The 25621-nt window shown below is 71.9% G+C and carries 24 protein-coding genes and 1 pseudogene; 11 read left to right on the forward strand and 14 right to left on the reverse strand.

The window, feature by feature from the left end:
• Positions 1-6: 6 nt before the first annotated feature.
• Together DBP14_RS00285 and DBP14_RS00290 are read right to left on the reverse strand one after the other, a co-directional pair.
• Positions 7-876 (reverse strand): class II glutamine amidotransferase, encoded by an 870-nt coding sequence (locus DBP14_RS00285; protein WP_129305046.1) that lies wholly within the window; start codon positions 874-876, stop codon positions 7-9.
• A 101-nt stretch (positions 877-977) separates the two neighbouring features.
• Positions 978-1214 (reverse strand): DUF5133 domain-containing protein, encoded by a 237-nt coding sequence (locus DBP14_RS00290; RefSeq protein WP_129305047.1) that lies wholly within the window; start codon positions 1212-1214, stop codon positions 978-980.
• A gap of 181 nt (positions 1215-1395) precedes the next feature.
• Between DBP14_RS00290 and DBP14_RS00295 the strand changes: the two genes are divergently transcribed.
• Positions 1396-1596: a type II toxin-antitoxin system VapB family antitoxin gene (locus tag DBP14_RS00295; RefSeq protein WP_129305048.1), complete on the forward strand. Its 201-nt coding sequence runs from the start codon at positions 1396-1398 to the stop codon at positions 1594-1596.
• A 157-nt stretch (positions 1597-1753) separates the two neighbouring features.
• Here DBP14_RS00295 and DBP14_RS00300 read toward each other — a convergent pair whose 3' ends face one another.
• A complete protein-coding gene (locus DBP14_RS00300) occupies positions 1754-1924 on the reverse strand; it encodes a hydrophobic protein (RefSeq protein WP_129305049.1) in 171 nt (56 codons plus the stop codon).
• 194 nt (positions 1925-2118) lie between these two features.
• Between DBP14_RS00300 and coaD the strand changes: the two genes are divergently transcribed.
• Complete coding sequence (gene coaD / locus DBP14_RS00305; RefSeq protein ID WP_129305050.1) at positions 2119-2598, forward strand: pantetheine-phosphate adenylyltransferase; 480 nt, start codon at positions 2119-2121, stop codon at positions 2596-2598.
• On the opposite strand, the pseudogene DBP14_RS36545 reads toward coaD, so the two are convergent.
• The 4 genes and pseudogenes from DBP14_RS36545 to DBP14_RS00325 form a co-directional block, all read right to left on the reverse strand.
• Positions 2571-2669, reverse strand: a pseudogene (locus DBP14_RS36545) (GNAT family N-acetyltransferase); the annotation flags it as partial. The gene coaD and the pseudogene DBP14_RS36545 overlap by 28 nt on opposite strands.
• Positions 2670-2717: 48 nt before the next feature.
• Entirely contained in the window at positions 2718-3818 is a 1101-nt protein-coding gene (locus tag DBP14_RS00315) for a ferritin-like protein (protein WP_241740741.1), read from the reverse strand.
• 263 nt (positions 3819-4081) lie between these two features.
• Complete coding sequence (locus DBP14_RS00320) at positions 4082-5296, reverse strand: glycosyltransferase (protein ID WP_129305051.1); 1215 nt, start codon at positions 5294-5296, stop codon at positions 4082-4084.
• Positions 5293-6093 (reverse strand): MerR family transcriptional regulator, encoded by an 801-nt coding sequence (locus tag DBP14_RS00325; RefSeq protein WP_129305052.1) that lies wholly within the window; start codon positions 6091-6093, stop codon positions 5293-5295. The genes DBP14_RS00320 and DBP14_RS00325 overlap by 4 nt, the downstream gene beginning before the upstream one ends.
• A 328-nt stretch (positions 6094-6421) precedes the next feature.
• Here DBP14_RS00325 and DBP14_RS35875 point away from each other — a divergent pair, with 328 nt between their 5' ends.
• A complete protein-coding gene (locus tag DBP14_RS35875; RefSeq protein ID WP_164992219.1) occupies positions 6422-6568 on the forward strand; it encodes a hypothetical protein in 147 nt (48 codons plus the stop codon).
• Between the two features lie 37 nt (positions 6569-6605).
• On the opposite strand, the gene DBP14_RS00330 is transcribed toward DBP14_RS35875, so the two are convergent.
• Positions 6606-7205, reverse strand: coding sequence for a TetR/AcrR family transcriptional regulator (locus DBP14_RS00330; RefSeq protein ID WP_129305053.1), 600 nt, complete (start codon positions 7203-7205; stop codon positions 6606-6608).
• A gap of 70 nt (positions 7206-7275) precedes the next feature.
• Between DBP14_RS00330 and DBP14_RS00335 the strand changes: the two genes are divergently transcribed.
• Positions 7276-7929, forward strand: a complete 654-nt coding sequence (locus tag DBP14_RS00335) for a hypothetical protein (RefSeq protein WP_206739177.1) — start codon at positions 7276-7278, stop codon at positions 7927-7929.
• A 41-nt stretch (positions 7930-7970) separates the two neighbouring features.
• The gene (locus tag DBP14_RS00340) at positions 7971-9047 is read left to right on the forward strand and encodes an acyl-CoA desaturase (protein ID WP_129305054.1); all 1077 of its coding nucleotides are present in this window, start codon (positions 7971-7973) and stop codon (positions 9045-9047) included.
• Positions 9048-9081: 34 nt separating this feature from the next.
• On the opposite strand, the gene DBP14_RS00345 is transcribed toward DBP14_RS00340, so the two are convergent.
• A complete protein-coding gene (locus tag DBP14_RS00345; RefSeq protein WP_129305055.1) occupies positions 9082-11082 on the reverse strand; it encodes a PE-PGRS family protein in 2001 nt (666 codons plus the stop codon).
• Here DBP14_RS00345 and DBP14_RS00350 point away from each other — a divergent pair.
• The gene (locus tag DBP14_RS00350; RefSeq protein WP_241740742.1) at positions 11081-11611 is read left to right on the forward strand and encodes a pyridoxamine 5'-phosphate oxidase family protein; all 531 of its coding nucleotides are present in this window, start codon (positions 11081-11083) and stop codon (positions 11609-11611) included. The two genes, DBP14_RS00345 and DBP14_RS00350, sit on opposite strands and share 2 nt — an antisense overlap.
• Before the next feature lie 43 nt (positions 11612-11654).
• Here the strand turns inward: DBP14_RS00350 and DBP14_RS00355 are convergent, their stop codons facing one another.
• Positions 11655-12314, reverse strand: a complete 660-nt coding sequence (locus DBP14_RS00355; protein WP_129305056.1) for a maleylpyruvate isomerase N-terminal domain-containing protein — start codon at positions 12312-12314, stop codon at positions 11655-11657.
• 498 nt (positions 12315-12812) lie between these two features.
• Here DBP14_RS00355 and DBP14_RS00365 point away from each other — a divergent pair, with 498 nt between their 5' ends.
• Positions 12813-14774: an ABC transporter ATP-binding protein gene (locus DBP14_RS00365; RefSeq protein WP_164992483.1), complete on the forward strand. Its 1962-nt coding sequence runs from the start codon at positions 12813-12815 to the stop codon at positions 14772-14774.
• A 52-nt stretch (positions 14775-14826) separates the two neighbouring features.
• Here DBP14_RS00365 and DBP14_RS00370 read toward each other — a convergent pair whose 3' ends face one another.
• Positions 14827-16140 (reverse strand): phosphatase PAP2 family protein, encoded by a 1314-nt coding sequence (locus DBP14_RS00370; protein ID WP_129305058.1) that lies wholly within the window; start codon positions 16138-16140, stop codon positions 14827-14829.
• Between the two features lie 199 nt (positions 16141-16339).
• Here DBP14_RS00370 and DBP14_RS00375 point away from each other — a divergent pair, with 199 nt between their 5' ends.
• Positions 16340-16852 carry an SRPBCC family protein gene (locus DBP14_RS00375; RefSeq protein ID WP_129311591.1) on the forward strand — a complete coding sequence of 171 codons (513 nt, stop codon included), beginning with the start codon at positions 16340-16342 and terminating at the stop codon, positions 16850-16852.
• A 47-nt stretch (positions 16853-16899) separates the two neighbouring features.
• Here DBP14_RS00375 and DBP14_RS00380 read toward each other — a convergent pair whose 3' ends face one another.
• The 3 genes from DBP14_RS00380 to DBP14_RS00390 all read right to left on the reverse strand — a co-directional run bounded on the left by DBP14_RS00380 (position 16900) and on the right by DBP14_RS00390 (position 21402).
• Positions 16900-17763, reverse strand: coding sequence for an NmrA/HSCARG family protein (locus DBP14_RS00380; protein WP_129305059.1), 864 nt, complete (start codon positions 17761-17763; stop codon positions 16900-16902).
• 115 nt (positions 17764-17878) lie between these two features.
• The gene (locus DBP14_RS00385; RefSeq protein ID WP_129305060.1) at positions 17879-19330 is read right to left on the reverse strand and encodes a cytosine permease; all 1452 of its coding nucleotides are present in this window, start codon (positions 19328-19330) and stop codon (positions 17879-17881) included.
• A gap of 203 nt (positions 19331-19533) precedes the next feature.
• Entirely contained in the window at positions 19534-21402 is a 1869-nt protein-coding gene (locus DBP14_RS00390; RefSeq protein WP_129305061.1) for an arabinofuranosidase catalytic domain-containing protein, read from the reverse strand.
• 330 nt (positions 21403-21732) lie between these two features.
• On the opposite strand from DBP14_RS00390, the gene DBP14_RS00395 reads away from it, so the two are divergent.
• From DBP14_RS00395 to DBP14_RS00405, 3 genes are read left to right on the forward strand one after another with little or no spacing between them, the layout of a single operon-like run.
• Positions 21733-23115 carry a solute carrier family 23 protein gene (locus DBP14_RS00395; RefSeq protein WP_241740743.1) on the forward strand — a complete coding sequence of 461 codons (1383 nt, stop codon included), beginning with the start codon at positions 21733-21735 and terminating at the stop codon, positions 23113-23115.
• A gap of 40 nt (positions 23116-23155) precedes the next feature.
• A complete protein-coding gene (locus DBP14_RS00400) occupies positions 23156-24655 on the forward strand; it encodes an amidohydrolase family protein (RefSeq protein WP_129305062.1) in 1500 nt (499 codons plus the stop codon).
• Positions 24652-25362, forward strand: a complete 711-nt coding sequence (locus DBP14_RS00405; RefSeq protein ID WP_129305063.1) for a sulfite exporter TauE/SafE family protein — start codon at positions 24652-24654, stop codon at positions 25360-25362. The genes DBP14_RS00400 and DBP14_RS00405 overlap by 4 nt, the downstream gene beginning before the upstream one ends.
• The last annotated feature ends 259 nt before the right edge of the window (positions 25363-25621 follow it).

The following is a 25621-nucleotide window of genomic DNA, read 5'->3' on the forward strand; positions in this document are numbered from 1 at the left end:
CGTCCGTCAGGCGGCCTTCTGTGAGGCGGCGGCGTCGGGCCGCAGATCAGCCAGGGTGAGCTGGTGTGCCGGCGGTTCGGGCAGGACCACGCGGTGGGTGGTGTGGAGGCCGGGTCCTACGTGGAGCAGCTCGCCCGGCTCCATCAGGCGCCAGTCGGGATGGTCATCCATGCGTTCGCTGGCGATCACCACGGCGGGGTGGTCGATCAGGTCGGCGGAGTGGACCCGCATGCGTCCCTGGCTGCCGCCGTGGTCGAGGTGGCGGGAGCCGTGCTGTCCGCCCGCCGGGCGCTGGAGGACGTACAGCTCGTGCGTGTCGGGGTAGCACAGGGCCCACATCTGGTCGGGTGTGATCAGGACGAGGTTGAGGGCGTACACGGGCAGGTGCCCGGCGATCCATCGGGCGGCGTGCCGGATCCCGGCGGTGAGGTCGCCGCCGTTCTGCCGGGTCTCCCGGGTGATCAGGGCGAAGAACCGCTCCGAGTCGGTGTCGCCCTGGACGAGGGACCCATCCCCGCCCAGGTGGTCGTCGAGCTGGTCGAGGCCCTCGATGACGCCGTTGTGCGCGAAGAGCCGCCCTTCTTGTTCGAAGGGGTGGGTGTTGCGGTCGAGGAGGCTGCCGGTGGAGGCGTAGCGCACGTGGGCGACGAAGGTGGCCGCCTCCACCTGCCGGGCCTCCTCGGCGAAGGCCCGGTCCCGGTAGGCGGCGATCGGCGCCTTGTCGACGTGCGGGGTGCCGTCTGCCGCGAAGTAGCCGAGGCCGGTCCCGTCGGGGTCGTGGTGGCTCTGCCGGCTGAGGCTGTCGGGGGCGTCGAGCAGCCAGAAGGTCGCGTGGGTGCGGCGTGGCGCGCTGCTGAGGCCGAACAGTCGGCACATGGTTCCTCTCCTCCGTCGCCGGGCGGCCGGGGCGTTGCTCGCGGGGGGGTGCGTGCGGGCCGGCTGTACGGCGGTCACCGGTGACGGCCGCGTGGCTGGTCTCAGCTGCTGCCGCTCAGCAGCGCGCTCTCCCGGGGCCGGGCGGCGGGCAGCCGGCGGCGCGCCGCCGTGAGGGCCGCGTCGATGTCGCGGGTGCCGGTGGACACGCACAGGGTGTAGGCGACGTCCTCCATGCGCTGCCGCACGCGCTCACTGTCCGCGGGGGAAGCGTGGAGGGCGGCGAGGGATTCGTACTGGTCGACCAGGTCCCGCAGTACCGCGGGGTGCGCCATCAACATCGCAGAGCTCCTTCCACGCCGCCCCGCGATCGCGGGGAAGCCGTGCGCTCCGGTACCCGATTCTCCGCTTCCCATGCCTCGCATGTCACTACGGCGCCGTGCCACACCAGTCGCGACCAGCCGATCCCTGTCCTCCGCCGGGAGCGGCTAGAGTGCGCGTCCGACGCGATGAGGGGGCATCATGGCCAAGGTCAACATCAGTCTTGACGCGGAACTCGTGGTGGAAGTGATGGTCCTCGCCGGGATCGGTTCGCCCCAGGACGCCGTCGAGGCGGTGGTGCGGGACTACATCGCACGGGGCCACCGTACGGAGGCCCGCACGGAGTCGAAGGACCAGAACCTGCGCGAGGTCGACGTGAAGCCGCAGGATCCGCAGGGCTGAGCCTCCGTCGCCTGCCGCCGCTCGAACTGCCTGGCGCGGCTTTCCTCGGATGAGCCCGCGCGTCACACGCGAAGCGGGGCCCGGCCGTATGGCCGGACCCCACTCAACTCGCGCTGTCAGCGGTGTTGCTGGGCGCTGCTCTTCCTAAGGCCCGTGTCTACCAGCGGTACCAGCGGCCCCTGCGGCCCGCGCCGTCGGCGGAGCGGACGACGAAGCCCAGAAGCCAGACGATGAGCACGATCACCGCGATCCACCACAACGCCTTCAGTGCGAATCCCGCGCCGAAGAGGATCAGAGCCAGCAGAAGAACCAGAATCAGGGGAACCATCGATATCAACCTCCTGGCCATCGAATGCCCTTACGCCAGGTTTACAAGCCCTGAGAATGCGGGTTACTTCTACGAGATGGGGGGCATATTCGCGCCCTGCGCGCGCAGGCGTACGGGCAAGGACACCGGCCGGCCCTGACCGGCGGCAGAGGGGTGAAGTCGCGCGCTTCACACGCTTGTTACTGTTTCCGATCATGCGAGCCCTCTTCCCAGGATCATTCGACCCGGTCACTCAGGGGCACCAGGACGTACTCCGGCGCGCTGCCCTCCTGTTCGACGAGGTCGTCGTGTGCGTGATGTTCAACGCGAACAAGACCGGTCGCCTCCCCGTCACGGAACGGCTGCAGCGGCTCCGTACAGCAGCAGCCGACTTCAGCAACGTCACGGTCGACTCCCACACCGGCGGCCTGCTGGTCGACTACTGCCGCCGAGCCGGAATCGACGTCGTCGTCCGCGGAGTCCGGGGGCTTGCCGACCTGGACTACGAAATGCCGCTGGCCCGCACGAACCACGAGTTGGCCGGAGTCGAGACGCTGTTCCTCGCGGCCGACCCCTCCCTCGCGCACATCTCCTCCACCCTCGTCACCGCGACACGTCACCGGGGCCGTATGCCGAATGGTGATCCGAGCGGGCGGGGCCAGGGCCGGCGGTCGGAGATCGAGGCGGCGAAGTAGGCGCGGTCCGCCGGCTCGCAGGCCAGTACCGCCGGGGCGTGGCCGGCCTGCGGCCGCTTCGGCTCGGGCATGTTGGTCGACTCCGCCGAGCGCGAGCGCCGAGGCCGGGTGCGACGTGGTCAGACGGTGTTACGCGCGGCGGGTGGACGGAACTGGGGCCCGTAGGAGCCGGGGCCGTCGGGGCGGGTGGTTTCCATGAGGGCGACGGCGGGGCCCTCCAGGCCGTGCATGGCGTGCACGGCGGCGTTCAGCGCACGCGGGTCGCCGTCGTTCCAGGCGCTCTCCAGATGATGCAGAACGGCGTGGTACGTCCCGTCGAACCGGCCGAGGAGCCGGCGCACCGCGGGCGACGGGTCGGGCCAGCCGCCGGCGGGGACGGCGGCCATGGGCCGTGTGCTGGGGAAGGGGAAGGGCTGTCCGCTGAACTCCCACCGATGAGCGACGCGCCGCAGGCGCCGTTCGTGGTAGATCTCGCCGAACGCGTAGTAGTGGGCGGGTTCGTCGCCGCCGAAGGCGTCAGCGGGCGAGCTGGTCGTGCCCTCACCCTGTTCCTTGACGATGCCGATGGCGTGTTCGACGTCGTCGAGGCTTGCGACAGGCTTGAGGACGTCGGACCCGATGTGTTTCGCGAGCTGGCCCTCGGCCGACAGTTCCGGGCGAGCGCGCCGGAAGGCGGCGAGTACGGCGTCGTAGAAGTCCCCGATCCCCGGCGACGAGACGTCGGCCCTCGCGAGGGGCTGGTCCGGGGCCTCGATGGCCATCATCACGTCGTGCACCAGGGACTTGGTCAGGCCGGACAGGTACACGGTCACGCCGGCGCGGACGCCGCCCGGCAGCTGTCCGGGGTAGGACATCGCCGCGTCCATGATCCGTGGGCGGCCGCCCACGGCCACCAGCAGGTTGCTGACCACGCCGAGGTGGTACATCTCGTCGGCGACGACGCGCCGGATGAGGCGGGCGGCCTGGCTGTTGCGGTCGTGGATCGACCACCATCCGCACAAGTAGGGCGGAATGGTGGCCAGTTCGAGCTCCACGGCGATCTGCAGCGACTCCCGGATCCAGTCGAGGTCGCGTCGGTGCTCGGGAACGGCCATCAGGCGGGGAACAGCACCGCACCCGGCGGCCGGCCCCGGCTCCTGCTCCGGGCCGGGAGGCGACTGGACGGCGCCGGCGCCGGCCTGGGCGTCCGTGGCTGCCGCGAGCGGAAGCGCTGCGGCCACCGCCGCCGATGCCAGAAACCCCCGGCGCCCGAACGGCAGCACTCTTGAATCGTCCGGACCGTGTCCGCTGTCCGCCACTGATCTCTCCGTTCACAGGCCCGGATCCCTTCGCCGCTCCTGAAGCTGCGAAGGGCAGGAAGATCAGCCAAGCTAGCGGCGGTCACCGGCGGATCCCGGCATGAACAGCCGGTCAGCGGCATCGACCACTCCTGTGGCCGATGCCGCGCCCGCCGGCGAGGAAGGGCACACGCGCTCGCTTGGCCTCATCCGTCGGCCAGCTGCCGGATGGTCTCGACGGTCCGGGCCGCGCCGTCCTCGGCCGCCACATGGTGTGCCGCCGTCGCGGCGGCTCGGCTGTGTACTTGCCGCCTCACCACTCGGTCGAGGGCGTCGGCAAGCCGTTCCTCGGTGAGGGCCCGGAAGGGGATCGGGTCGGTGGCTGCGCCGAGGGCGGCGAGCCGTCGCGCCCAGAACGGCTGGTCCGCGGTCACCGGCACGGGGACGGCCGGCACTCCGGCGCGCAGCGCGGCCGCCGAGGTGCCGGCCCCGGCGTGGTGGACCACAGCGGCCAGCCGGGGGAACAGCAGGGCGTGCGGCACGTTCCCGATGGTGAGCACGTCGTCCCCGTCGGCGGCGAGCCCGGCGCTGCCGGCTTGGAGGATCCCCCGCAGCCCGGCGCGGCGCAGGGCGCGCACAGCGAGCTCGCTCAGCCGTTCCCCGTCGCCGGAGGCCATGCTCCCGAAGCCGATGAGGACGGGCCGGGGACCGGCGCCGAGGAAGTCCTCAAGCTCGGCGGGCAGCCGCTCGGTCACGTCGTGGTGGGGCCACCAGTTGCCGACGACCTCCAGTCCGGGTCGCCAGTCGGAGGGGCGGGGCACCAGGGCTGTACTGAACCCGTGCAGGACGGGCCAGTTCGCCCGCTCCTGTCGCCGGCGCGTCTCGGCCGGGGAGGCCGGAGGCAGTCCGAGGCGGTGGCGCACCTGTGCGACCGCCTGTGCGTAGAGGCGGTCGGTCATCCGCAGTGCGAAGCGTCCCGCGGCCCGGTTGACGAGAGGCCCCAGTGAGCGGGAGCCGGTCACGACGGGTGGGAAGTCGCCCGTGGGTGCGGTGGGTTGGAGGTACACGCCGAGGCTCGGTATGCCCGTGGCCTCGGTGAGGTGCCAGCCGAGCGGGGCCGTGGTCGTCGACAGCAGCAGGAGGTCCGTGCCCGCGTCCACCGCGTCGGCGAAGCCGTGGCCCAGTTCGGTGATGAACGCGGCGGCGTTCCGTATGAGTTCACGTGTGCCGGTGCCGCCGCCTCGCCCCTGGGTGCCGGCGGGCAGACTGCGGAATTCCAGTCCCGCGTCGCGCACGAGGGGCGCGAACGCGTCGGGTGCGGCGAGGGCGACGTCGTATCCTGCGCGCCGCAGCTCAGCACCCAGGCCCGTGTAGGGCGCGACGTCGCCGTGCGATCCGGCCGCGGTGATCAGGATCCTCATCGGTGCTCCTCTGGGTCGGTGCCGTCCCCTGCGTGGCGGGCCGCGTTGGCGTGCACCGCCCGGCAGGTGTAGGCGGCCAGACCCGGTCGTTGGTGGGAAGGCGGTACGACCAGTGCGAAGGCGCGCGGGTCGGCGGCGAAGTCGTCCGCGATACGCCGATGCATGTCGGGCGGGCAGGCGGTGAACCAGCGTGCGATGTGCAGGCGGTGCTCCTCGGCGAGGTCCATGGCCCGCTCGCCGTCGCTCGGCTCCCCCTCGTCGAAGGCCGCGAGCAGCTCCGCTCGCCAGGCGGCGGCCTCGCCCATGAGCCGGCGCCAGTCCTCCTTGGTGTGGGCGGCGGCGCGCGCCATCGCCTCGCGGTGCCCCGCCGAGTTCGCCCACTTCAACTCCGCCTCGGTGGCATAACTCAGGTCGAAGGTGACCTCACCGAAGACCTCGAACCGCTCCTGAGGAGTCAGACGCACCCCGGTCTTCTGGACCTCCACCGCCCGTTCCGCCACCTCGGCCAGCCGTTGCAGCCGGGCGATCTCGTCGCTCAACTGCCGCTGCCGGGCCCGGAGCCGTTCCACTGGATCGGCCTGTGGATCCTTGAGGATGGCGGCGATCTCGTCGAGGGGGAAGCCGAGTTCACGGTAGAAGAGGATCTGCTGGAGACGGACCAGGTCGGCCTCACTGTAGAGCCGGTATCCGGCGTGGCTGCGGTCGCTGGGTGAGAGCAGACCCGCCTTGTCGTAGTGATGCAGTGTCCGCACCGTCACCCCGGCGACGGCCGAGACCTGCCCTACGGAGTAGCTCATTCACCTGCCCTTTCGTCGGCCCACAGCCTCAAGCCTGACGTAGGGGGAGGGTCAACTCGCGGACGTGCGGCTCCGAGTGCTTCCGGCGAGCTGCTGCGAGTGCTCTCGCCGGGCTGCGCGGCCGGGTTCGGCCAGGCCCTAAGATCCCGTGTCCATGGGGGGATCCGTTCGTGGTCGGCCGCCGGCGTCCGACTCGCACCGTGGCCGTCGCGGTGGCCGCGCTGGGCGTACTCGCGGTGCTGGGTGTCGTGCTCCTGGTTCTTCCGGGGCTGGTGGTCGATCACGATCTCACGGCGCGGACCTGGGGCGGGCGAACCTGGAGGGTGCGGTGGCCGGCGACCTGACGGTCTGGCCGGCCGGGTTCGACGTCCGGGCGGCCGGAGTGGTCGTCGCCGCGGCCCCGGGCGCCGAACCGGACAATCCGCTGCCGGCCGCCGCGCTCACCAGGCAGGCCCCGCCTCTGCGGTCCGCCTGACGCCCGTCCCGCACTGCCATCAGGCCGGGCGGGGACCTCAGGGTTCTCGGGCAGCGGTCAGTTCCGACAGGTGCCGGGCGATCACGTCGCGCATGAGAGGCGGGGTGGCGCGGTCCGGGCGGATCACGCAGTGCACCACGAGTCCGTCGATGAGCGCGTACAGCCGCTCGGCCTCCACTCTGAGGTCAAGGTCGTCACGCGGGTCGTGGCGCGTCAGGACCTCGACGAGCTGCTGGCACAGGTCCTGAAGGAGTTCGTAGCTGGTGTCGCGCAGGGCCCGTAGCGTCGGTTCGGTCTGGGCCCGGACGGTGAAGGCCAGCCAGACTTCCGCCTCGGCCCGGCGCTCCGCGTCCAGAGGGAGCAGTTCCTCGATGGCTCTCAGGACCGTCACGGCGGGGTCCGGCTGGAGTTCGAGTGCCTGGACCCTGTCGCGGACCCGGTCGATGACCAGCTGCATCGCGAACACGAGTACGTCCGACTGGGTGGCGAAGTAGTGCCGGAGGGACCCCGCTGACAGGCCGGCCTCCTTCGCGACGCTGCGGACGGAGACGCCTTCCCACCCGCGGCTGAGGATCAGGCGCCACACGGCTTCCGCCACCGCGGCGCGCCGGGCCTGGGGATCGACGACTTTCGGCACCCCTTCTTTTTAGCACGCCCGTGCTATCTTTATTTGGCACAGTCGTATCACATCAGGAGGTGCGGTGCCCGTGCTGTACGTACTGATCGTCGGAAGCGAGATCGCCTTCTGGGTCCTCCTGGTCGCCGGCCTGCTGTGCCGCTACGCACTGCGCCGGCGCCGGGCGAGCGTGGTCCTGCTGCTGATGGTGCCCGCGGTCGATCTTCTGCTCTTCGCCGCGTCCACCGCCGACCTCGTGCGCGGTGCGGCACCGACGGCCGCGCACGGCCTGGCGGCGATCTACCTGGGCGTGTCGACGGCCTTCGGCGGACGGCTGGTGGCGTGGGCGGACGGCCGTCTCGCCCACCGGTTCGGCGGGCCGCCGCCCAGCCGCCCGCCTCGTTACGGGCCGGAGCACGCCGCCCATGAACGCCGTATGTGGGGCCGCCACCTGCTTGCCTGGAGCATCGGAAGCTGTCTGATCCTGCTGGACGCCGCGATCGTCGGCGACGCCCACCGCGTCGCCCCGCTGACCGGCGTCATCGGCTCGTGGGGTGTGATCCTCGCGATCGACTTCGTGTGGTCCTTCAGCTACACCGTGTTCCCCCGCAAGGCCCGGCCCGACCGGCGCGGGCCCGCGGAGGGCCCACCGGCACCGGTGGCCGAGCCGGGCACCGGTCGGCGTGGAGTGGTGGCAACACCCGGGCCGGAGTGGGGAAAGCCCCCCGCCCAGTCCGGTGACTGACCGGCTGTTCCGGTCGGACGGGCGTCCCGAGACTTGACGGCATGACGACTTCCTCTCAGGCCTTGGCCGCGGCCGAGGTTCCGGCCGCCCGTTCCCGCCCGTCCGACCCAGCGGCCGGCAGCGACTTCGCCCGGCTGTCCCGGCGCATCGCCGAGGCCGGTCTGCTGCGGCGGCGCCCGGGCTACTACACGGCACGGATCGGCCTGGTGATCTTGTTGACGGGGGCGGGATGGGGAGCCTTCGTCGCGCTCGGTAACACCTGGTGGCAGCTGGCCGTGGCGGCCTTCCTGGCCCTGATGTTCGGGCAGATCGCCCTGGTGGCACACGACCTGGCGCACCGGCAGGTGTTCCGGCGGGGCGGCCCGAGCCAGACCTGGGGCCGGCTCTTCGGCAATCTCGGGATCGGCATGAGCTACGGCTGGTGGATGCACAAGCACACCCGCCACCACGCCAACCCCAACCATGAGGAGCTCGACCCCGACGTCGCGCCGGACATCCTCGTGTGGTCCACGGCGCAGGCGCGCGACAGCCGGGGCCCGGCCCGCCTGATCGGCGGTCACCAGGCATGGCTGTTCTTCCCGTTGCTCACCCTCGAAGGGTTCAACCTGCATGTCTCGAGCCTGCGGGCGCTGCGCTCACCGGCCATGAAGCACCGGCTGCTGGAAGGGGGCCTGCTCCTGCTGCATCTGGCCGCGTACGTGTCCGCGCTGTTCTGGGTGCTCCCGCCGGGCAAGGCCGTCGCGTTCCTGTTCGTGCACCAGTGCCTCTTCGGGATCTACCTCGGCTGCACCTTCGCCCCGAACCACAAGGGCATGCCCACCTTCACCGGCGACGAACGGCCCGACTTCCTGCGCCGCCAGGTCCTCACCTCCCGCAACGTACGCGGCGGGCGCTTCACCGATGTGATGCTCGGCGGCCTCAACTACCAGATCGAGCACCACCTCTTCCCCAGCATGCCCACGCCGCACCTGCGGCGGGCCCGGCCCGTCGTGCGGGCCTACTGCGCGGAGATCGGCGTGCCTTACCACGAGACCGGCCTGATCCGCTCCTACGGCGAGGCCCTCACCCACCTGCACCGCGTGGGGGAACCGATCAGGCGCCGCCGCAGGACACGCTGACGACGCCCGGCGACGTACGCCTGCGCCTTCCGGCTCACCGCCGGACCGCGTCGGTCGGGGACTCGATCCACCGGAGCATCTGTTCCATGACGGGGACGGGCAGCGACGGGTGCCCGGCGGTGTCCTGTGCGGTGTCGGTGTCCCGCAGCAGACGGATCAGCACCCCTGCGGGCAGTCCGGGATGCCGGGCGGCAGCGGCGCGGATGTGCCCGTGCGGGTCGTCGAGCAGTCGTACCGCCGATTCGGGTGCCAGACGGAGGTCGGACGCGGCCCGGTACCGTACCTCCTCATCGATGTCCCGGCTGAACCGCTCCACCAGCTCGGCCGTCGATTCCGGGTCATCCAGGGCCAGTTGGCGCATCCTCGGGTTCGGGTCGTCCGCGTGGCGGAGCAGGCCGCGGCGGGGGAAGTTGGGATGGCCGCGGGGGCGGTCCGGGACGCTGAGGCTGCCGGTCCACCACTGCCACACCCGGAGCAGCATGTCGGCGGGCGCGTCGTCGCACGACTCGGCGAGGAAGAGCTGGACGACCCGGTCCTCGTCGCGGGCCAGGAGTTCTACGACGTCCGATGGCAGGTGGCGGGCTCGGGCGACGCTCCTGCGTACCAGGGGGTGGGTGGAGGCGGCCATGCGGCGCATGGCGCCGGCATCCTCGTGCAGGGCCGTGACCCACGTGAGCGGGTGGTGGTGGACGTCCGGGTCGAACGTGATGCGGATGCCGGACCGTTGTTCCTCGGTGAGGTCGCAGCGCCCGGCCACCGCGCAACGGACGCTGTCGTCGGGGTCCCGGGCGAGGACCGCGACCAGGTCCGGGTCCAGGTGTGGGTTGCCGGCGAGTGCACTGCGCTCGGCCGGCTCACCGTGGTGGGCCAGGTGTTCGGCGAGGCCGCGTTCCAGGCGGCAGGTGCGTATCGCGCGGTCTCGGAGTCCGTGGGTGTCGAAGACGGACCGGGGCATCGGCTCGTCCTCGTGATGTGCGAGCAGCGCCTCGACGCGGACCTCGCGGGAGGGGTCGTTCAGCAGTGCACTGCGTACCGGCGGTTCCAGATGACGCCAGGCTCGTCGGCAGGCGCTCGCCCGTACGGACGGATCGGCGTCACGGGCCAGGGCGGTGAGGAGCCGGACGGGCAGTCCGGTGAGGCGTACGGTCTCCTCGCGCACCCGGGGCGCGGGGTCGGCGGCGAGTCGCCCGTACGCGGTGTCGGTGAGCTCGGCGCGCCCGTCCGCCGCGAGCCAAGTGAGAACCCAGCGCCGCCGGTCATCCTGTTCACCCAGGATCAGCCGATCCCACTGCTCAGGTGTGAGGTCCGGCTTGGCTTCGGCGAGCAACTGCCGCACCTTCCACTCCGGGTGGACGATGGCCGCTTCGAGGACCTCGGTGGGCAGGCGACGCCACAGAAGGAGACTCGACCGGCCGAGAAGACGCGCGCGCAGGGCGTCGGGAAGGGCCGGGTTGAGCGCGAGTCCGTCCGCCCACAGCTGTCCCAGCCTCTTCGAGGGCGCCGGGCCCCGCGACAGCGATGCCCAGGCGGCCGCCCGCTCCGGGGGTCCCTCCTGGGCCGCCGCCCGGGCGGCTGCCTTCTGCCGCGCCCGCAGGTGGTCCACGACGATCAGCCAGATCTCGTCTTCCTCGGTGGTCGCTCCCAGCACCGTGTTCCCGTCCGTCGAGAGCGTGACGAACTCCGGCTGCCCGGGACGCTCGCCCAGGACTCCGGCGAGGTCCCACCGGTCGCCGAGTCGTACACGCGTCCAGCGTCTGGGGGCTGGGCCCGTCCAGTCACCGGCGACGTCGATGAGGAAGACGCCGTCCCCTCCGAGGATCCCGCTGCCGGTCGCGAGGCGGTGCCACTGCGTGTTGACTTCGGCGACCAAATCGGGGGCGTCTGCCCGCACGCGCACGGTGGGTGTGGTCTCGTACGCGACGATCGGGCGCCACGCGGCTCGGGGCGGCGGGACCTCCCCGGTCCTCCGGTCGCCGGCGATGTCCAGTCCGGCGCGCCGCAGCAGCTCCGTGAGGTTGTCTCTCCCACCCGTCATGGATGTCATCCTGCCCGAGCCCGGGCTGGGTTCCTGTACGGCGGTTCGTGGCGGCTGCTGCGAGGATGTGGGGATGGCGACGTGGCAGCGGTTCGAAGCGGAGGCGGCCTGGTTGGCCGCGGAGGTGCGCGCACGGTTCGAGGCACATGAGACCCACGTCCTCGCGACCCTTCGCAAGGACGGCTCGCCCCGGGTGAGTGGCAGCGAGGTGGATTTCAGGGGAGCCGAGCTGACGTTCGGCTCGATGCTCGGCGCGGTGAAGGCGCGTGACCTTCGGCGTGACGGGCGGTGTGCGATTCACGCTCATCCCGGTGAAGGTGACGCCAAGGTCGCGGGATCGGCCGTCGAGGTCGTCGACCCCGCGGAGAAGCGGGCCATGACCACCGGCACAGAACCGCCCGGTGACTTCCATGCCTTCCGTCTCGACCTCACGGAGGCCGTCCTCACCACGGTGGACCAGGAGGAACAGCTGCTGGTGATTCACCTCTGGCGGCCCGGCCAAGCGGTGAAGGTGATCAAACGGCGTTGAGGGGGGGGTGGCGGCCTTGGCGGTCGTCCAACCGCGGCCCCCCTCACGGCCGGGGGGTGCCGTCCCAGCGCCAGGTGGTCGGGCGGGGGTGTCCGGGCAGGTCGGCTCGGCCGGTTGCCCAGAGGAGGGTGCGCCAGGCGTCGTCCGTGGACGGCGGTGCGTCGGGGAACAGGCGGGTGAGTACGCGCGAGCAGAGGTCCTCGGGCGGGGTCCATGGGAGGTCGAGCCCCTGTGCCAGGTCGTGCGTGTGCACCAGGGTCTCCACGATCCCCATCGCGGCGAAGCCCTCGGGGTCCGAGACGCCGAAGACGTGGTGGGCGCGGGTCCGCGGCGGGGTCGTGCGCACCATGGCGACCAGCAGCGCACCGCTCGCTTCCAGGACCTGGAGCAGACCGGCCGGGCCCGCCTCGCGGTTGGCGTGAATGACGTTCGACGGGCCGCCCGGCCTCCGGCTCCACCACAGGAAGGGCACCTCGTCACCCGAGGGCGGTGGTGTGGGGCCGAGCTGCGCGGCGTAGGCGAAGAGGTCGTCGCTGAGGTGCTCGACGGTTTCCCAGCAGTCCCATTCCAGGGAACCGGCCTTGCTTTCCCAGGCCGTGGGAGGCGCCTCGCGGAGAGTTGTCACGGCGAGCCGCACGGCGAGGCCGAGATCGTCGGCGGTGACGCGGGGCCGGGAGACATGGGTATCGGCTGATCGGGACATGGCAGGACCGTACCGCGCCCGGACTTGAAAACCCGACCGCGTGATCAATGGCCCCCGCCCTCGGCCCACTTGGGCGCGGGGCCCGGCACGAAGAGGCTCAGGCGGTACGTGGATCCCGCTGCCCTGGCATCGCCGGGCCGTAGAGCGCGGGTGGTGCGCTCAGCCCACGTGTGCTCAGCTCGCATGCGTGAGGTCGTGCCCCCGGCACGCTCGGCGTTTCGGCCACCGTCGCCGTAGCGGTCGGCCCTTGCGGGGCAGGGGTCGATGCAGGCCGCATATTCCGGCGCGCCGTGAATCGCGGGGTGGTCGACGCGACCGAAATACATGTGTTCGAAGCCTCGGTTGGCTCGTTGAACGGCGTGAATCAGCCGTGCGACCGTCAAGGGGGACCGCGTTGACTTCGGCCACCGCAGCAGTACCAGCAACAGGAACAGTGACGCTCGATGAACTGCCCGCGCCGGGAGGTGACCGGTGAAGCGGTTCTTCGGGCGGGTGCGGATGGCCGAGCCGGCGGTCTCCGACGCCGAGCAGGAGCTCTTCGGCGGCCCCCTGCGCTACGACCTCGGCTGGTCGGAGCACGAGCATGCGCGGCTCGATCAGACGATGCTGTCGGCGCTGCGTTCCATGCCCGGCCTGGTCGGGGCGACGTTGCGCATGGCGTGGCAGGCGGACCGCCGTGCGCTGCTCACGGTCGCCCTCAGTGAGATCGGGCAGGGGGCCGCCGCGGCCGTCGGGTTGCTCGCGGTCAACGCCGTCATGCACGCGCTGCTCGGCGCGGGCGCCCCCGGGGAGCGGCTGCAGGCGGTGCTGCCCGGTGTACTCGCGGGCGCCGGGGCGGCCGTGGTCAACTCGGGGCTGGCCGGCTGGTCCACCTCGCGGGCGGGCCGGCTGGAACCGCTGGTGGAGCGGATCGCCACGACCCAGTACCTCGCGGCCGCCGCGTCGGTGGAGCTGGAGGCCATCGAGGACCCCGAGTTCCGGCGGCTGATCGACGTGGCCCAGTACGGCGCCGCATCCGCCCGCCGCATGATCAGCGCGTGCGTGGCCGCCCTGAACGGGACCATCTCGCTGATCTCCACGGCCGGCGTGCTCACCATCCTCCACCCGGCGCTCCTGCCGATGCTCATCCTGATCGCGGCACCGCGCGGGTGGGGTGCGATGCGGGTGGCGCAGGAGCGGTACGTGTCGGTGATGAGCTGGGTCGAGCACGTGCGGGCCAGCCGTCTCATCGGCAACCTGCTCACCGAACGGACGGCCGCGCAGGAAGTGCGCGTCCACGCCGTCGGGCCGTTCCTGCTCAGCCGCTACGAGCGGATGGCCGAGAGCGCCGAGGCCGAGCAGGAGCGGCTGGCCGCCGGCAAGGCCGTCACCGAGTGGGCGGCCGCCGCGCTGTCCGGCCTCGCCATGGCGGCGACGTACGCGACCATGTTCGTGCTGATCAGAAGCGGGCACATGAGTCTGGCCGTGGCGGGGACCGCCGTCGTCGCCGTCCGGTCGGGGTCGGCGAGTCTGGGCGCGCTGGTGATGAACGTGAACCAGCTGCACGAGGAGTCCCTCTACGTCCGCGACCACGCCCGGTTCCTGGACGAGGCCGCGCGCCGCACCATCCCCGGCGGGGGCGCGCCGGTACCGGCCCGGGTGAAGCAGGTGGCCCTCGACCGGGTCGGCTACCGCTACCCGGACCGGGAGACACCCGCCCTCGACGGGGTGTCCCTCACGCTGCCGATGGGTTCGGTCACGGCGGTGGTCGGCGAGAACGGGTCCGGCAAGAGCACGCTGATGAAGGTGTTGTCGGGGCTGCTGCTGCCGCAGAGCGGCCGTGTGCTGTGGGGTGACGCCGATGTCGCTTCCCTGGACCGCTCCGAGGTCTTCGACCGCGTCGCCCTGCTCACCCAGGACTTCCAGCGCTGGCCCGTGACGGCCGCGCTGAACATCCGGATCGGGCGGCCCGGCCGGGAGGCCGGGCCGGAGGAACTGCAGCCGTCCGTGGACTACGCGGGTGCCGGGCCGGTCGTCGCGCGGCTGCCCGAGGGGCTGCGGAGTCTGCTGGCCCGGATGTTCCGCGGCGCCAGCGAACTCTCCGGCGGCGAGTGGCAGAAGATCGGGCTCGCCCGGACGCACTGGCGCAGCTCCACCTCGGACGCCGACGGCGTGCTCATCGTGGACGAGCCCACGTCCGCCCTCGATCCGGAGGCCGAGATCGCCGCCTTCGACCGCATCCGCCGGCTGGCCTCCCCCGGCCGGGCCGTCGTCCTGGTCACCCACCGCATGTCCGGCGTCCGGCACGCCGACCACATCTACGTCCTGCACCAGGGGCGGCTCGTCGAGCACGGCAGCCACGGCGAACTCATGGCCGCCCGGGGCCGTTACGCCTCGATGTTCGACGCTCAGGCCGCCCAGTACGCCCCTTCCGGGACCGTCCCCCGCCCCGGCTCCCCCACGGTCGTGGACCCGGCGTGACCTGTCCGTCCACGCGGCCGGCAGGAGAGCGCCCGGGTGCCGGGGGAAGGGGTCAGGCCGGCTCGGGTCGCGGGATCGGCTGGGGTGCCGGTGCGGTCCCCGGCTCCCAGAGCCTGGTGGTGCGCGTGTAGCCGTAGATCACCGAGGCCATGGCGAGGAGGAGAAGTGGCCCGAACAGCCAGGGGTGTTCGGCCATGCGCAGCGGGAAGAAGCGGTACGACAACAGGAGGGCGGTGAAGACGGCCGTGCCGTGGGCGACCAGGCGGAGCCCCGGCCGGTCCCAGTCGCGGGCGTGGGCGCGCAGTGCCGTTTCGACGGTGAGCGCGAAGACGACGCCGGCGACGAGATCCACGCCGTAGTGGTAGCCGAATCCCAGGGTCGCGGTGAGGGTGGCCACGAGCCAGAAGGCGCCGGCGAAGCGCAGGAACCTCGGGCCCTTGCGGGAGTGGATGAAGATGGTCGTCGCCCAGGCCGTGTGCAGGCTGGGCATGCAGTTGCGCGGGGTCATCCCGTCGAATCGCATCGGGTGCGGAGCGTGCACCGGAGTCGGTGTGTGCGGCCAGAGGGCGGCCATCGCCCAGTGTCCGCCGTCCGCGCCGAAGGCGAAGACCGGACCGACCACCGGGAAGACCATGTAGACGGCCGGGCCGAGGACGCCGATCGCCAGGAAGGTGCGGACCAGGTGGTGGCGGGGGAAGCGGCGCTCGTCGGCGACGTTGCGCAGCTGGTACAGCGCTACGACGACCGCGGCGACGGCGAGCTGGATGTAGACGTAGTCGAGGAGGTGTGAGCCGACGGGGCCGGAGGCGTTCACCAGGCGGCCCACCAGCCAGGACGGGTTGCCCAGGGCGTGGTCGGCGGTCGCGGTGTACTGGTCGAGCACCGAGGGGCGGGTCTTGGAGGTGATCAGCAGCCAGGTGTCGCCGGTCTTGCGGCCGGCGACGAGGAGGAGTCCGAGTCCGACGCCCTTGAGGAGCAGGACGCGTTCGGGTCCCGTGCGGCGGGTCACGGCTATGACGCCGTAGCCGAGCATCACCCACAGCGCGCCGTTGCCGAAGGGGTGGCCGTCGGTCACGGTGATGCCGGCCGCCCACCGGACGAGAATGATGGTGACGTCGATCCCGATCGCGGTACCGGCGGCGATGAGCCGTTCACGCCAGGTGAGAACCACCATCATCAGCGCCAGGCTGGCATAGAGCAGAAAGCCGGACTTGGGCGGGAACACCACCTCTCGCGCCTGCTCCGTGATCGGTCCCGGCATTCCGTAGTGGCGCGCGGCGAGTTCCAGCGCGATCAGGAATCCGAGGACCACGACCCCCGCGGCGGCCCACAGCACCACCCGCGGTCTGCGCCCCCCGGCGGGCATGACTATGCGGCTTATTCGCGGGAACACCCGCGCTCCTCTGGTTATCAATTGGTTTGACCGATTTGTCAGTTATTGGATGAACAGGTCGCTACTCGTGCCCGACAGTATGGCAAACCGGTCGCGGACCAGGGTGAACACCGGCCCCATGGCATGATTCCTACTCGACAGTAATTCCGTGTTCCCGACGGGAGGCACCGCCGTGGCCCGAGTGTTCACCGTGAGCGGCAGCATCGTCATCGGTGTCTCGCCGGACACCGCCTACCAGGCCGTGAGCCGTCCCGCCGACATGGGCCGCTGGAGCCCGGAGAACCTGGGCACGACGCCGGATTCGGCCGCCGGCTCGGCGCCGTTGGGCGCCACGTTCGTCGGCCGCAATGTGCGGGGCAGGTTCCGGTGGGTGACGCGGTGCACGGTCACGGCGGCCGATCCGGGCAGCCGCTTCGCCTTCCGCGTCCACGCGATCGGGATCCGGCGCCCCCGCCTGCGGGCGCCGATCGCCACGTGGGAGTACCGCTTCGAGCCGACCGGCGACGGCGGCACGCGCGTGACGGAGATCTGGACGGACGACCGGCGCGCGTGGCCGGAGTTCGTGGCCAACGCCTTCGACCGGCTCGCGACGTCGGGCCGGACGTTCGCCGTCTTCCAGGCCCGGAACATCGAGACGACCTTGCGCAACCTCAAGCGGGAGCTGGAGCGGGAACACGCCGGCTGAGGCGTACGGCGGACCCGGCGGACCGGGCCGCGCCCGTGCCGCGCTCGTCAGGCGAGCAGGGTCCGCCAGTCCTGGGCCGCCGCCCAGTCGGCGAAGGAGTGCCAGCCGACCTCTCGGTGGGCCCGGCGCAGGGCGGCGGTGTCGACGTCGAGGCCAGGGCTGGTGAAGTAGGCGAACATCGCCGCCAGGTCGGACGAGTGCGCGCGTACGGCGGCGAGGGGTGTCCGCCGGTGCGTGACGGGGCGGCCCGTGGCCCGGGCCAGCGTCTGTGCGATCTGCTCGGGTGTCAGCACGTCGGAGGCGATGTCGATACGGCGGCCCGTGAACTCGGCCGGGCGCGTGAGGGCCAGGGCGGCGAACGCGCCGATGTCCTCGGCCGGTATCAGGGCCAGGGGGGTCCCGGGCGGCATGGGCCAGCCGAAGACGTCCTCCCGCAGGCCCTCCAGCGTCCAGTGAGAGGACCAGTTGTCCATGAAGGCGGCCGGCGCGATGATCGTCCAGGAAACGCCCGACGCCCGCAGGTGGCACTCGATCGCGAACTTGCTGTCGTAGTGCGGGATGCCGGTCCGGCGGTCGGCGTGGGCGGCCGAGGTGAACACGATGTGGCCGACCCCGGCGGCCACCGCCTCGTCCACCAGGTTCCGGCCCTGGCGGACCTCGGCGGAGGCGTCCGCCTCGAACGGTGTCGTCACGGCGAACAGGGCGTCCGCGCCGGTGAGCGCGGCGGCGAGGGACGTACGGTCCTCGAAGTCCGCACGATGGATTTCCGCGCCGAGGTCCCGCAGCGCGGTGGCGGCGGATGAGGTGGGGCTGCGGGTCAGGGCGCGCACGCGGCGGCCCGCGGCGAGGAGGGCGCGCGCCGTGGCGCCGCCCTGGGCGCCGGTCGCACCGGCGACAGCGATGACGGACATGGAGGTCTCCAACCAAATTGAATTAACTGCGTCACGCAGTAGAGTAGCAACAGCTCACTGCGTCGCGCAGGTAATTACGCCGCCGCTGGTCTCCGCACACCTCGCCCTCGTCGGCTCAGGGCTCCTGGTGGTCGTGCGCGGCCCGTTCCAGCGCCTCCGCCTCCTCTTCCGCGAGGCGGGCCTCGGCGGCCACGTCGATCGAGCGGGTCAGCCACCAGTAGAGGACGCCGGAGACGGGCAGCCCGATGAACAGGGAGATGTCGGCTCCGCCGAGCGCCTTGGCCGCGGGACCCACATAGAGGGTGCCGACGGAGAAGAACGGGATCATGGCGGCGAAGCCGGCCAGGTAGGCGATGATGCCGTGCCAGCCCCAACGACCGTAGATGCCGTGGGGGTTGAAGATCTCGGCGATGGCGTAGTGGCCGCGGCGCACGACGTAGTAGTCCATCAGGTTCACCGCGGTCCAGGGGATGAACAGGTAGAGCACCAGCAACAGGAAGTCGTTGAAGTTCGCCAGGAAGTGGGAGGTGGCGGACAGGGCGCCGATCAGGGAGAGGGCGGCGGTGAGGCCGATGGTCAGCAGGCGGGCGCCCAGGGTCGGCCGGATCCGCTTGAAGGAGTCGATACCGCTGATGAGGGTGAGCGAGCCGCCGTACATGTTCAGCGCGGTGACGGAGACCAGGCCGAGGGCGGCGAACAGCAGCACGATCGCGCCGAACCCGTCGAAGACCTTGTCGCCGGCGGCGTTGATCGAGGTGATCGTCTCGAAGTCCTTGCCCGCCCAGGCCGCGAGCAGGGTGCCCAGGACCATGAGCCAGATGCCGCCGAGGGCGGAGCCGAAGTACGTCCAGTAGAAGGTCTTGCGGACGGTCACGTGCGGGGGCAGGTAGCGCGAGTAGTCGGAGACGTAGATGGCCCAGCTGATCTGGTAGCCGGCGACGACACCGAACTGGGCGAGGAACGGGGTCCACTTGAAGGCGCCGAGGTCGAAGGAGCCCGCCGGGTAGTGCAGGGTGACGAGGACGCCGACGGTGAAGATCCCGAAGATGACCAGGAAGGTGTACGTCAGGAAACGCTCGGCCTTGTGGATGATGTCGTAGCCGACGAGGGCGATGACGAGCGCGACCGCGGTGACCACGACCACCCAGAGTTTGACGCTGCCGTGCAGGGTGGTGTGCAGGGCGTCGGCGGCCAGGATGCTGTTGAAGACGTTGAACCCCGCGTACTGGACGTAGGCGAAGAGCCAGACCAGCAGGGCGCCGATGTAGCCGAACTGGGGGCGGGACTGGATCATCTGGGGCAGGCCCAGCTGGGGGCCCTGGGCCGAGTGGAAGGCCATGAAGAAGGTGCCGATGACGGTGCCGGCCACGATCGCGAGGAGCGACCAGACGAGGTTGCCGCCCTCGGTGATGCTGATCAGGCCCACGGCCAGCGTGGCGATCTGCGCGTTGGACATGAACCACAGCGGGCCCAGGTGCCACAGCTTGCCGTGCCGCTCGTCCAGGGGGACGTAGTCGATCGACCGGACTTCCAGGCCGGAGACCCTGGGTTGCGCTGACTGGTTCATTCCGCCTCCCGAGACCGCTGACGCCTCTGCGGTCACATTCTTCCCCCGCCGGGGCCCGGTGACGAGGAGGAGAACGTGCCTGGTCGGTGGAGGTGCGGGGGGCGATTCAGGGGAGGTGCCGTGGTTGGCGGCTCGGTGGAGATGCCGGGGGGGGCGGCACCGTCCGCGTGTCCGGCCGGCGCCGCCCCGATCCGTTCCGTGTGTCAGGTCAGGCCGAACTTCTGGGCCGGTGATCCGTTGCAGTCCCAGATCTGCAGGCGCGTGCCGTTCGCGGTGGCGCCGCTGGGCGAGTCCAGGCAGCGGCCGGACTGCGGGTTCAGCAGCGAACCGTCCGCCTGCTGCACCCATTTCTGGCCCCCGACGCCGTTGCAGTCCCACAGCTCGACCTTCGCCCCGTTCGCCGTCCCGTCGCCGACGACGTCCAGGCAGCGGCCCAGTGTCGTCAGGGAGCCGTCGGAGCGGTGGAACCAGTGCTGGTCGACCGCCCAGGACTGGCAGTCCCACAGCTGGACGGGAGCGCTGTCGGTGCCCGTGTCGTCGGCCGCCACGTCGACGCACTTGGCTCCGGGGCCGGTGACAGGGGCTCCGCCGTCGACCGAGAACTTCTGGGCCGGTGATCCGTTGCAGTCCCAGATCTGCAGGCGCGTGCCGTTCGCGGTGGCGCCGCTGGGCGAGTCCAGGCACCGGCCGGACTGCGGGTTCAGCAGCGAACCGTCCGCCTGCTGCACCCATTTCTGGCCCCCGACGCCGTTGCAGTCCCACAGCTCGGCCTTCGCCCCGTTCGCCGTCCCGTCGCCCTCGATGTCCAGGCAGCGGCCCAGCGTGGTGAGGGAGCCGTCGGGGTTGTGGGTCCAGTGCTGGTCCTCGGCGTAGGACTGGCAGTCCCACAGCTGGACGGCGGCGCCGTCGGTGCCGGTGTCGTCGGCGGCGACGTCGACGCACTTGGCTCCGGGGCCGGTGATCGTGCCCTGGGGGCCGTTGGGCACGTTCGTCTCGCCGGAGTAGCCGACGGAGACGATGTTCGCCTGTACGGCGTTCTCGGCGGCGTCGGTCGGGTAACCGGAGACCATCACGCCCTCGAAGAAGGTGCCCCGGTTCCAGTTGCTGTTGTCGCCGCCGGTGCCGAGGATGATGCCGCCCTCCTGGTGCATGGGCCGGTAGCCGCCGCGGGTGGGCAGACCGCCGTCCCACCAGGTGGTCAGTGCGCCGGACTGGGAGTTGCCGCCCTTGAGGGCGTACCTGGTCTGTCCGTCGTTCTTCAGCACCGCCGTGACGAAGGGGCTGCTGTTGCCCCGGTTGGCGGTGTTGGAGCCGTTGTCGCCCTGGAACATGCCGTTCTCCATGTCGGCCTCCACCCAGGGGCCTGAGCCGGTGCACGGGGCGAAGTAGCAGGTGGTGGCGATGCTGACGGCGTCCATGTGGCCGTTGCCGGTGTCGGCGGGCGTGCTCTCGGCGTTGCCGTAGTCGAAGCAGCAGGCCGAGCCGACGTGGGTGCCGCTGGCCACCATGTAGGCGCCCTCGGCCCGGCCGTCGACGGCCACGCCCGAGGCGACGCCGGTGTAACGGTAGCCCACGCCGGGCGAGATCCAGACGCCGTAGACCTTGTGACCGCCCGCGGTGACGGCGATCTCGGAGGCGTCCGCTCCGCGGTCGGCGCCCATGCCGGAGGTTCCGGCGGGGCCCGGCGTCAGGTCGTTGTGCCGGGAGGTCTGGTCGTAGATCTTCGTGATCCGGCAGGTCGTGCCGCCGCAGAAGCGGTCCTGGGCGGCGGCGTCGGCGTAGCCGCCGGGGGCGAGCAGACCGATGTCGGCGCCGGCGCCGTCCGAGGCCCGGGTGACGCGGTACAGGGGGCCGTCGTACGCCGCGAACAGGGCGCGCACCGTGCTGTGCGCGGCGACGCAGGGGGTGCCGGCCGTGCCGTAGATGTCGCAGGGGCCGGAGCCGGCCGCCCGCGCGGGTGCGGCGAGGCCGACGAGGGCGGCCAGCAGCAGGGCGAGGGCGGAGAGCGCGGCGGTGGCGCGTCCGCGGGGGTGGGGGCGGGGTGGCCGGGCGGTGGGTCTCGTCGCGTGCATGGTCTGCTCCTCGGGCCGGGGGTGGCGGGGCGTCAACTCGTCGAGGGGTCAGCTGTGTTCGGCGGCGGACCGGTGCCGGTCCGGGCGCGCTGGGGGACGGTGCGGAACGTACGCAGGCTGGTGGGTCACGTCAAGATTTGTTGCTTCCGGCTTTTTTAAAGCTTTGGACTTGTCCTGAAGTGTTGTCTCGCGTGGAGCCCAACCCTCTTGACCGCGACCCGCTCCGAGGCTTCATACTGGCGGCCAAATCGATTTGGCCCCATCGTTTTGGCCGCCGTCCACGGCCGGATCGTCGAGGCCTGAGCCGAGCGAGCCGAACGGAGCCCGCGCGTGTCCAGTCCCGTACATCCCGTCCGAGAGTCCAGCCCCGCCCCGGTCCATCCCGTCGACGAGTCCCGCCCGGTCGGGCGGATCCTGCTCTTCGGCGTTCAGCACGTCCTCGTCATGGCGGCGACCCCGATCTCCGCGATCTTCCTGATGAGCGCCACCCTGCGGCTGAGCCCGGGGCTCACCGTCGACCTGCTCTCCGCGGCCCTGCTGCTGTCGGGGGTCGGATCGCTCATCCAGTCCCTGGGGCCCTGGAAGTTCGGGCCCAGACTGCCGTTCGTGATGCTGCCCGGCGGCGCCCCGCTGATCCTGTTCCTGTCGATCGCCCAGGCGCACGGCCTGCCCACGGCCACGGGGGCGGTGCTCCTCACCGCCGCCTTCACCTTCGTCGTCCTGCCGCTGTTCGCGCGGCTGCTGAGGTTCTTCCCGCCCCTCGTGATCGGCACGATGATCGTGATCGTCGGGGTCAACCTCGTGAAGGTCGGGGCGCTGCTGGTCACCGGCCAGCCCGGCACCCCCGGCTTCGCCGACCCCGGCGCGCTCGGGCTCGCCTTCGCGACGATCGGCCTGATCGTCGTCTTCACCCGGGTGCTGCGCGGGGTGCTGCGGCAACTGGCCGTGCTGCTCGGGCTGGTGGCGGGCACGGCGCTGGCCTTCGCCCTCGGCCAGGTCCACCTGGGCTCGCTCACCTCCGGGCAACTGGTCGGCCTGCCCCGGCCGTTGCCCTTCGGCGCGCCCGTCTTCGACGTCCTCGCGGCGCTGCCGCTGATGCTGTACAGCCTGGCGTCCATGGCGGAGGCGACCGGTCAGACCGTCATCAACGCCGAGGCGGTGGGCAAGGAGATCGACATCCGCAAGGACGTGCCGAGCACGGTGCGCGGTGACGCGCTGACCTCCCTGCTGGGCGGCTTCCTCGGGCTGCCGCTGATGGTCACCAGCGGCGAGAACATCGGCATCGTCCGCGTCACCGGCGTGCGCAGCCGGTACGTCACGGCGGCGGCGGGCCTGGTCCTCGTCGTGCTCGGCTTCCTGACCCCCGTCGCGCGGGCCATCACCGTCATGCCGCCGGCGGTCGTCGGGGGCGCCGCGATGGTCGTCTTCGCCGTGATCACCGTACTGGGCGTGCAGATGCTGCAGCGGGCCCGGCTGGAGGACCACACGTCGATGGTCACCTGTGCCGTCGCACTCGCCCTGGGCCTGCTGCCGATCCTCGTTCCCGGCGTGTACGACGGATTCCCGTCCGGCGTGCGGATCCTGCTGGGCAGCGGCGTCGCCGTGGGCGCCTTCACCGCCGCCCTGCTCAACATCGTCTTCCACCATCTGGGCCGCCGCCGGGACGAACCCGTCCTGCCGGCCGAGGCGCCCGGCGCGGCCGCGCGGGTCTGAGCCACTCCCCCGCCGCCCCCATCCCGATCAACGGAGAACCATGAGCGACCTGACCCCCGACCTGCTCAGCCGCGCGGAGCTGCTGCTGGTCCCCGACGTGACGCTGACCCCGGACGGCCCCGTGGCCGGGCACGCGGTGGTGGTGCGCGACGGTGTCTTCGCCGACGCCGGCCCGGCCGAGCGGATCGTCCGCGCGTACCCGGCGCTGACACCGATCAGGCTGCCGCACCATGTGCTGATGCCCGGCTTCGTCGACACCCACCACCATCTGACACAGAGCTTCGGCGGCTCGCTGGCCTTCGGGGAGCCCTCGGAGATCTTCCGCCGGGTATGGGTGCCGCTGGAGGGCGCGCTGGACGAGGAATCGGCGTACGTGGCGGCGAAGTTGGCGGCCCTGGAGTCGCTGCGCGGCGGGTTCACCACGGTCGCCGAGGCGGGCACGCGTGCCGCGGTCGACGTCGATGTGGTGGCGTCGGCGGCACGGGACGCGGGCATCCGCTGTGTCCTCGGCCTCGTCTGCAACGACACCTCGGACGGCACCGGCCCGGACGCCGATCCGGGCGCCGTGCTCGCCGCCGCCGAGAAGCATCTGGCCCGCTACGCGGGCGACGACCTGGTGCACGCCTCCCTCGCCGTGTCCGTGCCGGAGGCCGCGACCGGGCGGACGCTGGCCGCGACGGCACGGCTCGCCGCCGAGGCGGGAGCGGTCGTGCAGATCCACGCCAACGAGCACCTCGTCGCCGTCGAGCGGTCCCTCGTCCGGCACGGGCTGCGGCCGCTGGAGTATCTGCGCCATGTGGGCGCCCTGGGACCGCAGTTGCTGGTCGCGCACGCCACGCTGCTCACCGCGTCCGAGATCACCTTGCTCGCCGACAGCGGTACGGCGGTGAGCTACAACCCGGTCGCCAGCGCCTGGAAGGGCAACGCGGTCGCGCCGGCCACCGTGTTCGCCGAGCGCGGCATCCGGTTCGGGCTGGGCACCGACGGCACCCGCGGGGACGGCTTCCGGCTCGCGGACGCCGCCGAGTTCGCGCAGCGGCTCACCTACGGCCTGACCGCCGGCGACTCCTCCTGCGGGGCCGGCTGGACCTGGCTGGACCGGGCATCCGCGGGCGGTGCCGACGCGGCCGGACTCGGCCGGCTCACGGGGCGGATCGCGGCCGGCGCCGCCGCCGACTTCCTGCTCGCGGACATCGGCGGACCCGAGATGCAGCCGTCCTGGGACCTGCCGTGGGAACTGACCCGCCGGGGCAACCGGGACCAGCTCACCGCCGTGTTCGTCGCCGGGCGGCTGCGGCTGTGGCGGGGCGGACCGGTGGGCTGGGACGGTGCGGCGCTGGTGCGGCGCGCCGCCGAGCTGGCGCCCCGGGTGGTAGGGCGCGCCGGGGTGACCCGGGCGCATCCGACGTCGGTGGTGGCGCGGGAGCGGGCGGCGACGTCGGTGGTGGCGCGGGAGCGCGCGGCGGCGCAGGGGCTCTCAGCAGAGGGCGGGCGCGACGCCGGTACGGCGGCTGTCGGCACCCTGGGTGGTCGGCGATGAGCGGGGATGCGCTGGCCGTGCTGGCCGTGACCGTGGCGGTGGCCGCGTTCGTGCAGGGCACCAGTGGGCTGGGGTTCGCGCTGATCGTGGCACCGGTCGCCGGGCTGCTCGACCCGGGGCTGCTGCCGGTGTTCGTCCTGACCGCGATGATCCCGCTCAATCTGTACGTTGCCTGGCGGGAGCGGCGCAGCCTCGATGTGCGCGGCGCGGGCTGGATCACGGTGGCACGGCTGACGGCGACGCCGGCGGGGCTGGCCCTGCTGTGGATCGTCCCGGAGGGGCGGCTCGGCGTCCTCGTGGGCGTGTCGACGGTGCTGGCGGCGGTGGTCAGTCTCTTCATGCCGTCGTTCGTGCCGGGGCGTGCCGCCTATCTGGGCGCGGGTGTGGTCACGGGGCTGAGCGAGACGGCGACCGGGGTGGGCGGGCCGCCGCTGGCCCTCGTCTACCAGCACCGTCCGCCGGGTGAGCTGCGGGCCACCGTGGCGGTGTGCTTCCTCGTCGGTGAAGTCGCCTCGCTGGCGCTGCTGTTCGCGACCGGGCGGGGGCATGCGGGGGACATGGGGCGGGCGGTGCTGCTGCTGCCGGCGCTGGCGGCTGGGGCCTGGTTGAGCCGGCTGGTGCATACGCGGGTGGACGCGCGGAAGATGCGGGGGTTCGTGCTGGTGTTCGCGCTGGTGTCGGGGGTGGTGCTGATGGCTGGGGCGTGAAACGGGGGTGGGGGTGGGGTTGGTTGCCGGTGCGGTGCGCTGGAGCCGGTGGGGTCGGTTGACGGAGCTGCCAGGTGGCGGTGCGCTGGAGCCGGGCGGGGGTGGGGTCGCTTGCCGACGCTTGCCGGGTGCCGCTGCGCCCACCCGTGCCGCCCCTTGCGGCACGCATGCCCGCAGCTATGGGGGCCGGGGGTGCGTGCCGGGCCTTGCAGCACGGGGCCCGCAGTTGAGTGGGCGGCGGGCCTCGCGGCGCGGGGGT

This window comes from Streptomyces sp. L2 (assembly GCF_004124325.1).
In the GTDB taxonomy this organism is placed as follows: Bacteria; Actinomycetota; Actinomycetes; order Streptomycetales; family Streptomycetaceae; genus Streptomyces.

Bases quoted from the DNA above. Each gene is read 5' to 3' on its own strand.
- DBP14_RS00285 (WP_129305046.1), bottom strand. From the start codon at position 876: ATGTGCCGACTGTTCGGCCTCAGCAGCGCGCCACGCCGCACCCACGCG.
- DBP14_RS00290 (WP_129305047.1), bottom strand. From the start codon at position 1,214: ATGTTGATGGCGCACCCCGCGGTACTGCGGGACCTGGTCGACCAGTAC.
- DBP14_RS00295 (WP_129305048.1), top strand. From the start codon at position 1,396: ATGGCCAAGGTCAACATCAGTCTTGACGCGGAACTCGTGGTGGAAGTG.
- DBP14_RS00300 (WP_129305049.1), bottom strand. From the start codon at position 1,924: ATGGTTCCCCTGATTCTGGTTCTTCTGCTGGCTCTGATCCTCTTCGGC.
- coaD (WP_129305050.1), top strand. From the start codon at position 2,119: ATGCGAGCCCTCTTCCCAGGATCATTCGACCCGGTCACTCAGGGGCAC.
- DBP14_RS00320 (WP_129305051.1), bottom strand. From the start codon at position 5,296: ATGAGGATCCTGATCACCGCGGCCGGATCGCACGGCGACGTCGCGCCC.
- DBP14_RS00325 (WP_129305052.1), bottom strand. From the start codon at position 6,093: ATGAGCTACTCCGTAGGGCAGGTCTCGGCCGTCGCCGGGGTGACGGTG.
- DBP14_RS00340 (WP_129305054.1), top strand. From the start codon at position 7,971: ATGACGACTTCCTCTCAGGCCTTGGCCGCGGCCGAGGTTCCGGCCGCC.
- DBP14_RS00350 (WP_241740742.1), top strand. From the start codon at position 11,081: ATGGATGTCATCCTGCCCGAGCCCGGGCTGGGTTCCTGTACGGCGGTT.
- DBP14_RS00345 (WP_129305055.1), bottom strand. From the start codon at position 11,082: ATGACGGGTGGGAGAGACAACCTCACGGAGCTGCTGCGGCGCGCCGGA.
- DBP14_RS00355 (WP_129305056.1), bottom strand. From the start codon at position 12,314: ATGTCCCGATCAGCCGATACCCATGTCTCCCGGCCCCGCGTCACCGCC.
- DBP14_RS00365 (WP_164992483.1), top strand. From the start codon at position 12,813: ATGGCCGAGCCGGCGGTCTCCGACGCCGAGCAGGAGCTCTTCGGCGGC.
- DBP14_RS00370 (WP_129305058.1), bottom strand. From the start codon at position 16,140: ATGCCCGCCGGGGGGCGCAGACCGCGGGTGGTGCTGTGGGCCGCCGCG.
- DBP14_RS00380 (WP_129305059.1), bottom strand. From the start codon at position 17,763: ATGTCCGTCATCGCTGTCGCCGGTGCGACCGGCGCCCAGGGCGGCGCC.
- DBP14_RS00385 (WP_129305060.1), bottom strand. From the start codon at position 19,330: ATGAACCAGTCAGCGCAACCCAGGGTCTCCGGCCTGGAAGTCCGGTCG.
- DBP14_RS00390 (WP_129305061.1), bottom strand. From the start codon at position 21,402: ATGCACGCGACGAGACCCACCGCCCGGCCACCCCGCCCCCACCCCCGC.
- DBP14_RS00400 (WP_129305062.1), top strand. From the start codon at position 23,156: ATGAGCGACCTGACCCCCGACCTGCTCAGCCGCGCGGAGCTGCTGCTG.
- DBP14_RS00405 (WP_129305063.1), top strand. From the start codon at position 24,652: ATGAGCGGGGATGCGCTGGCCGTGCTGGCCGTGACCGTGGCGGTGGCC.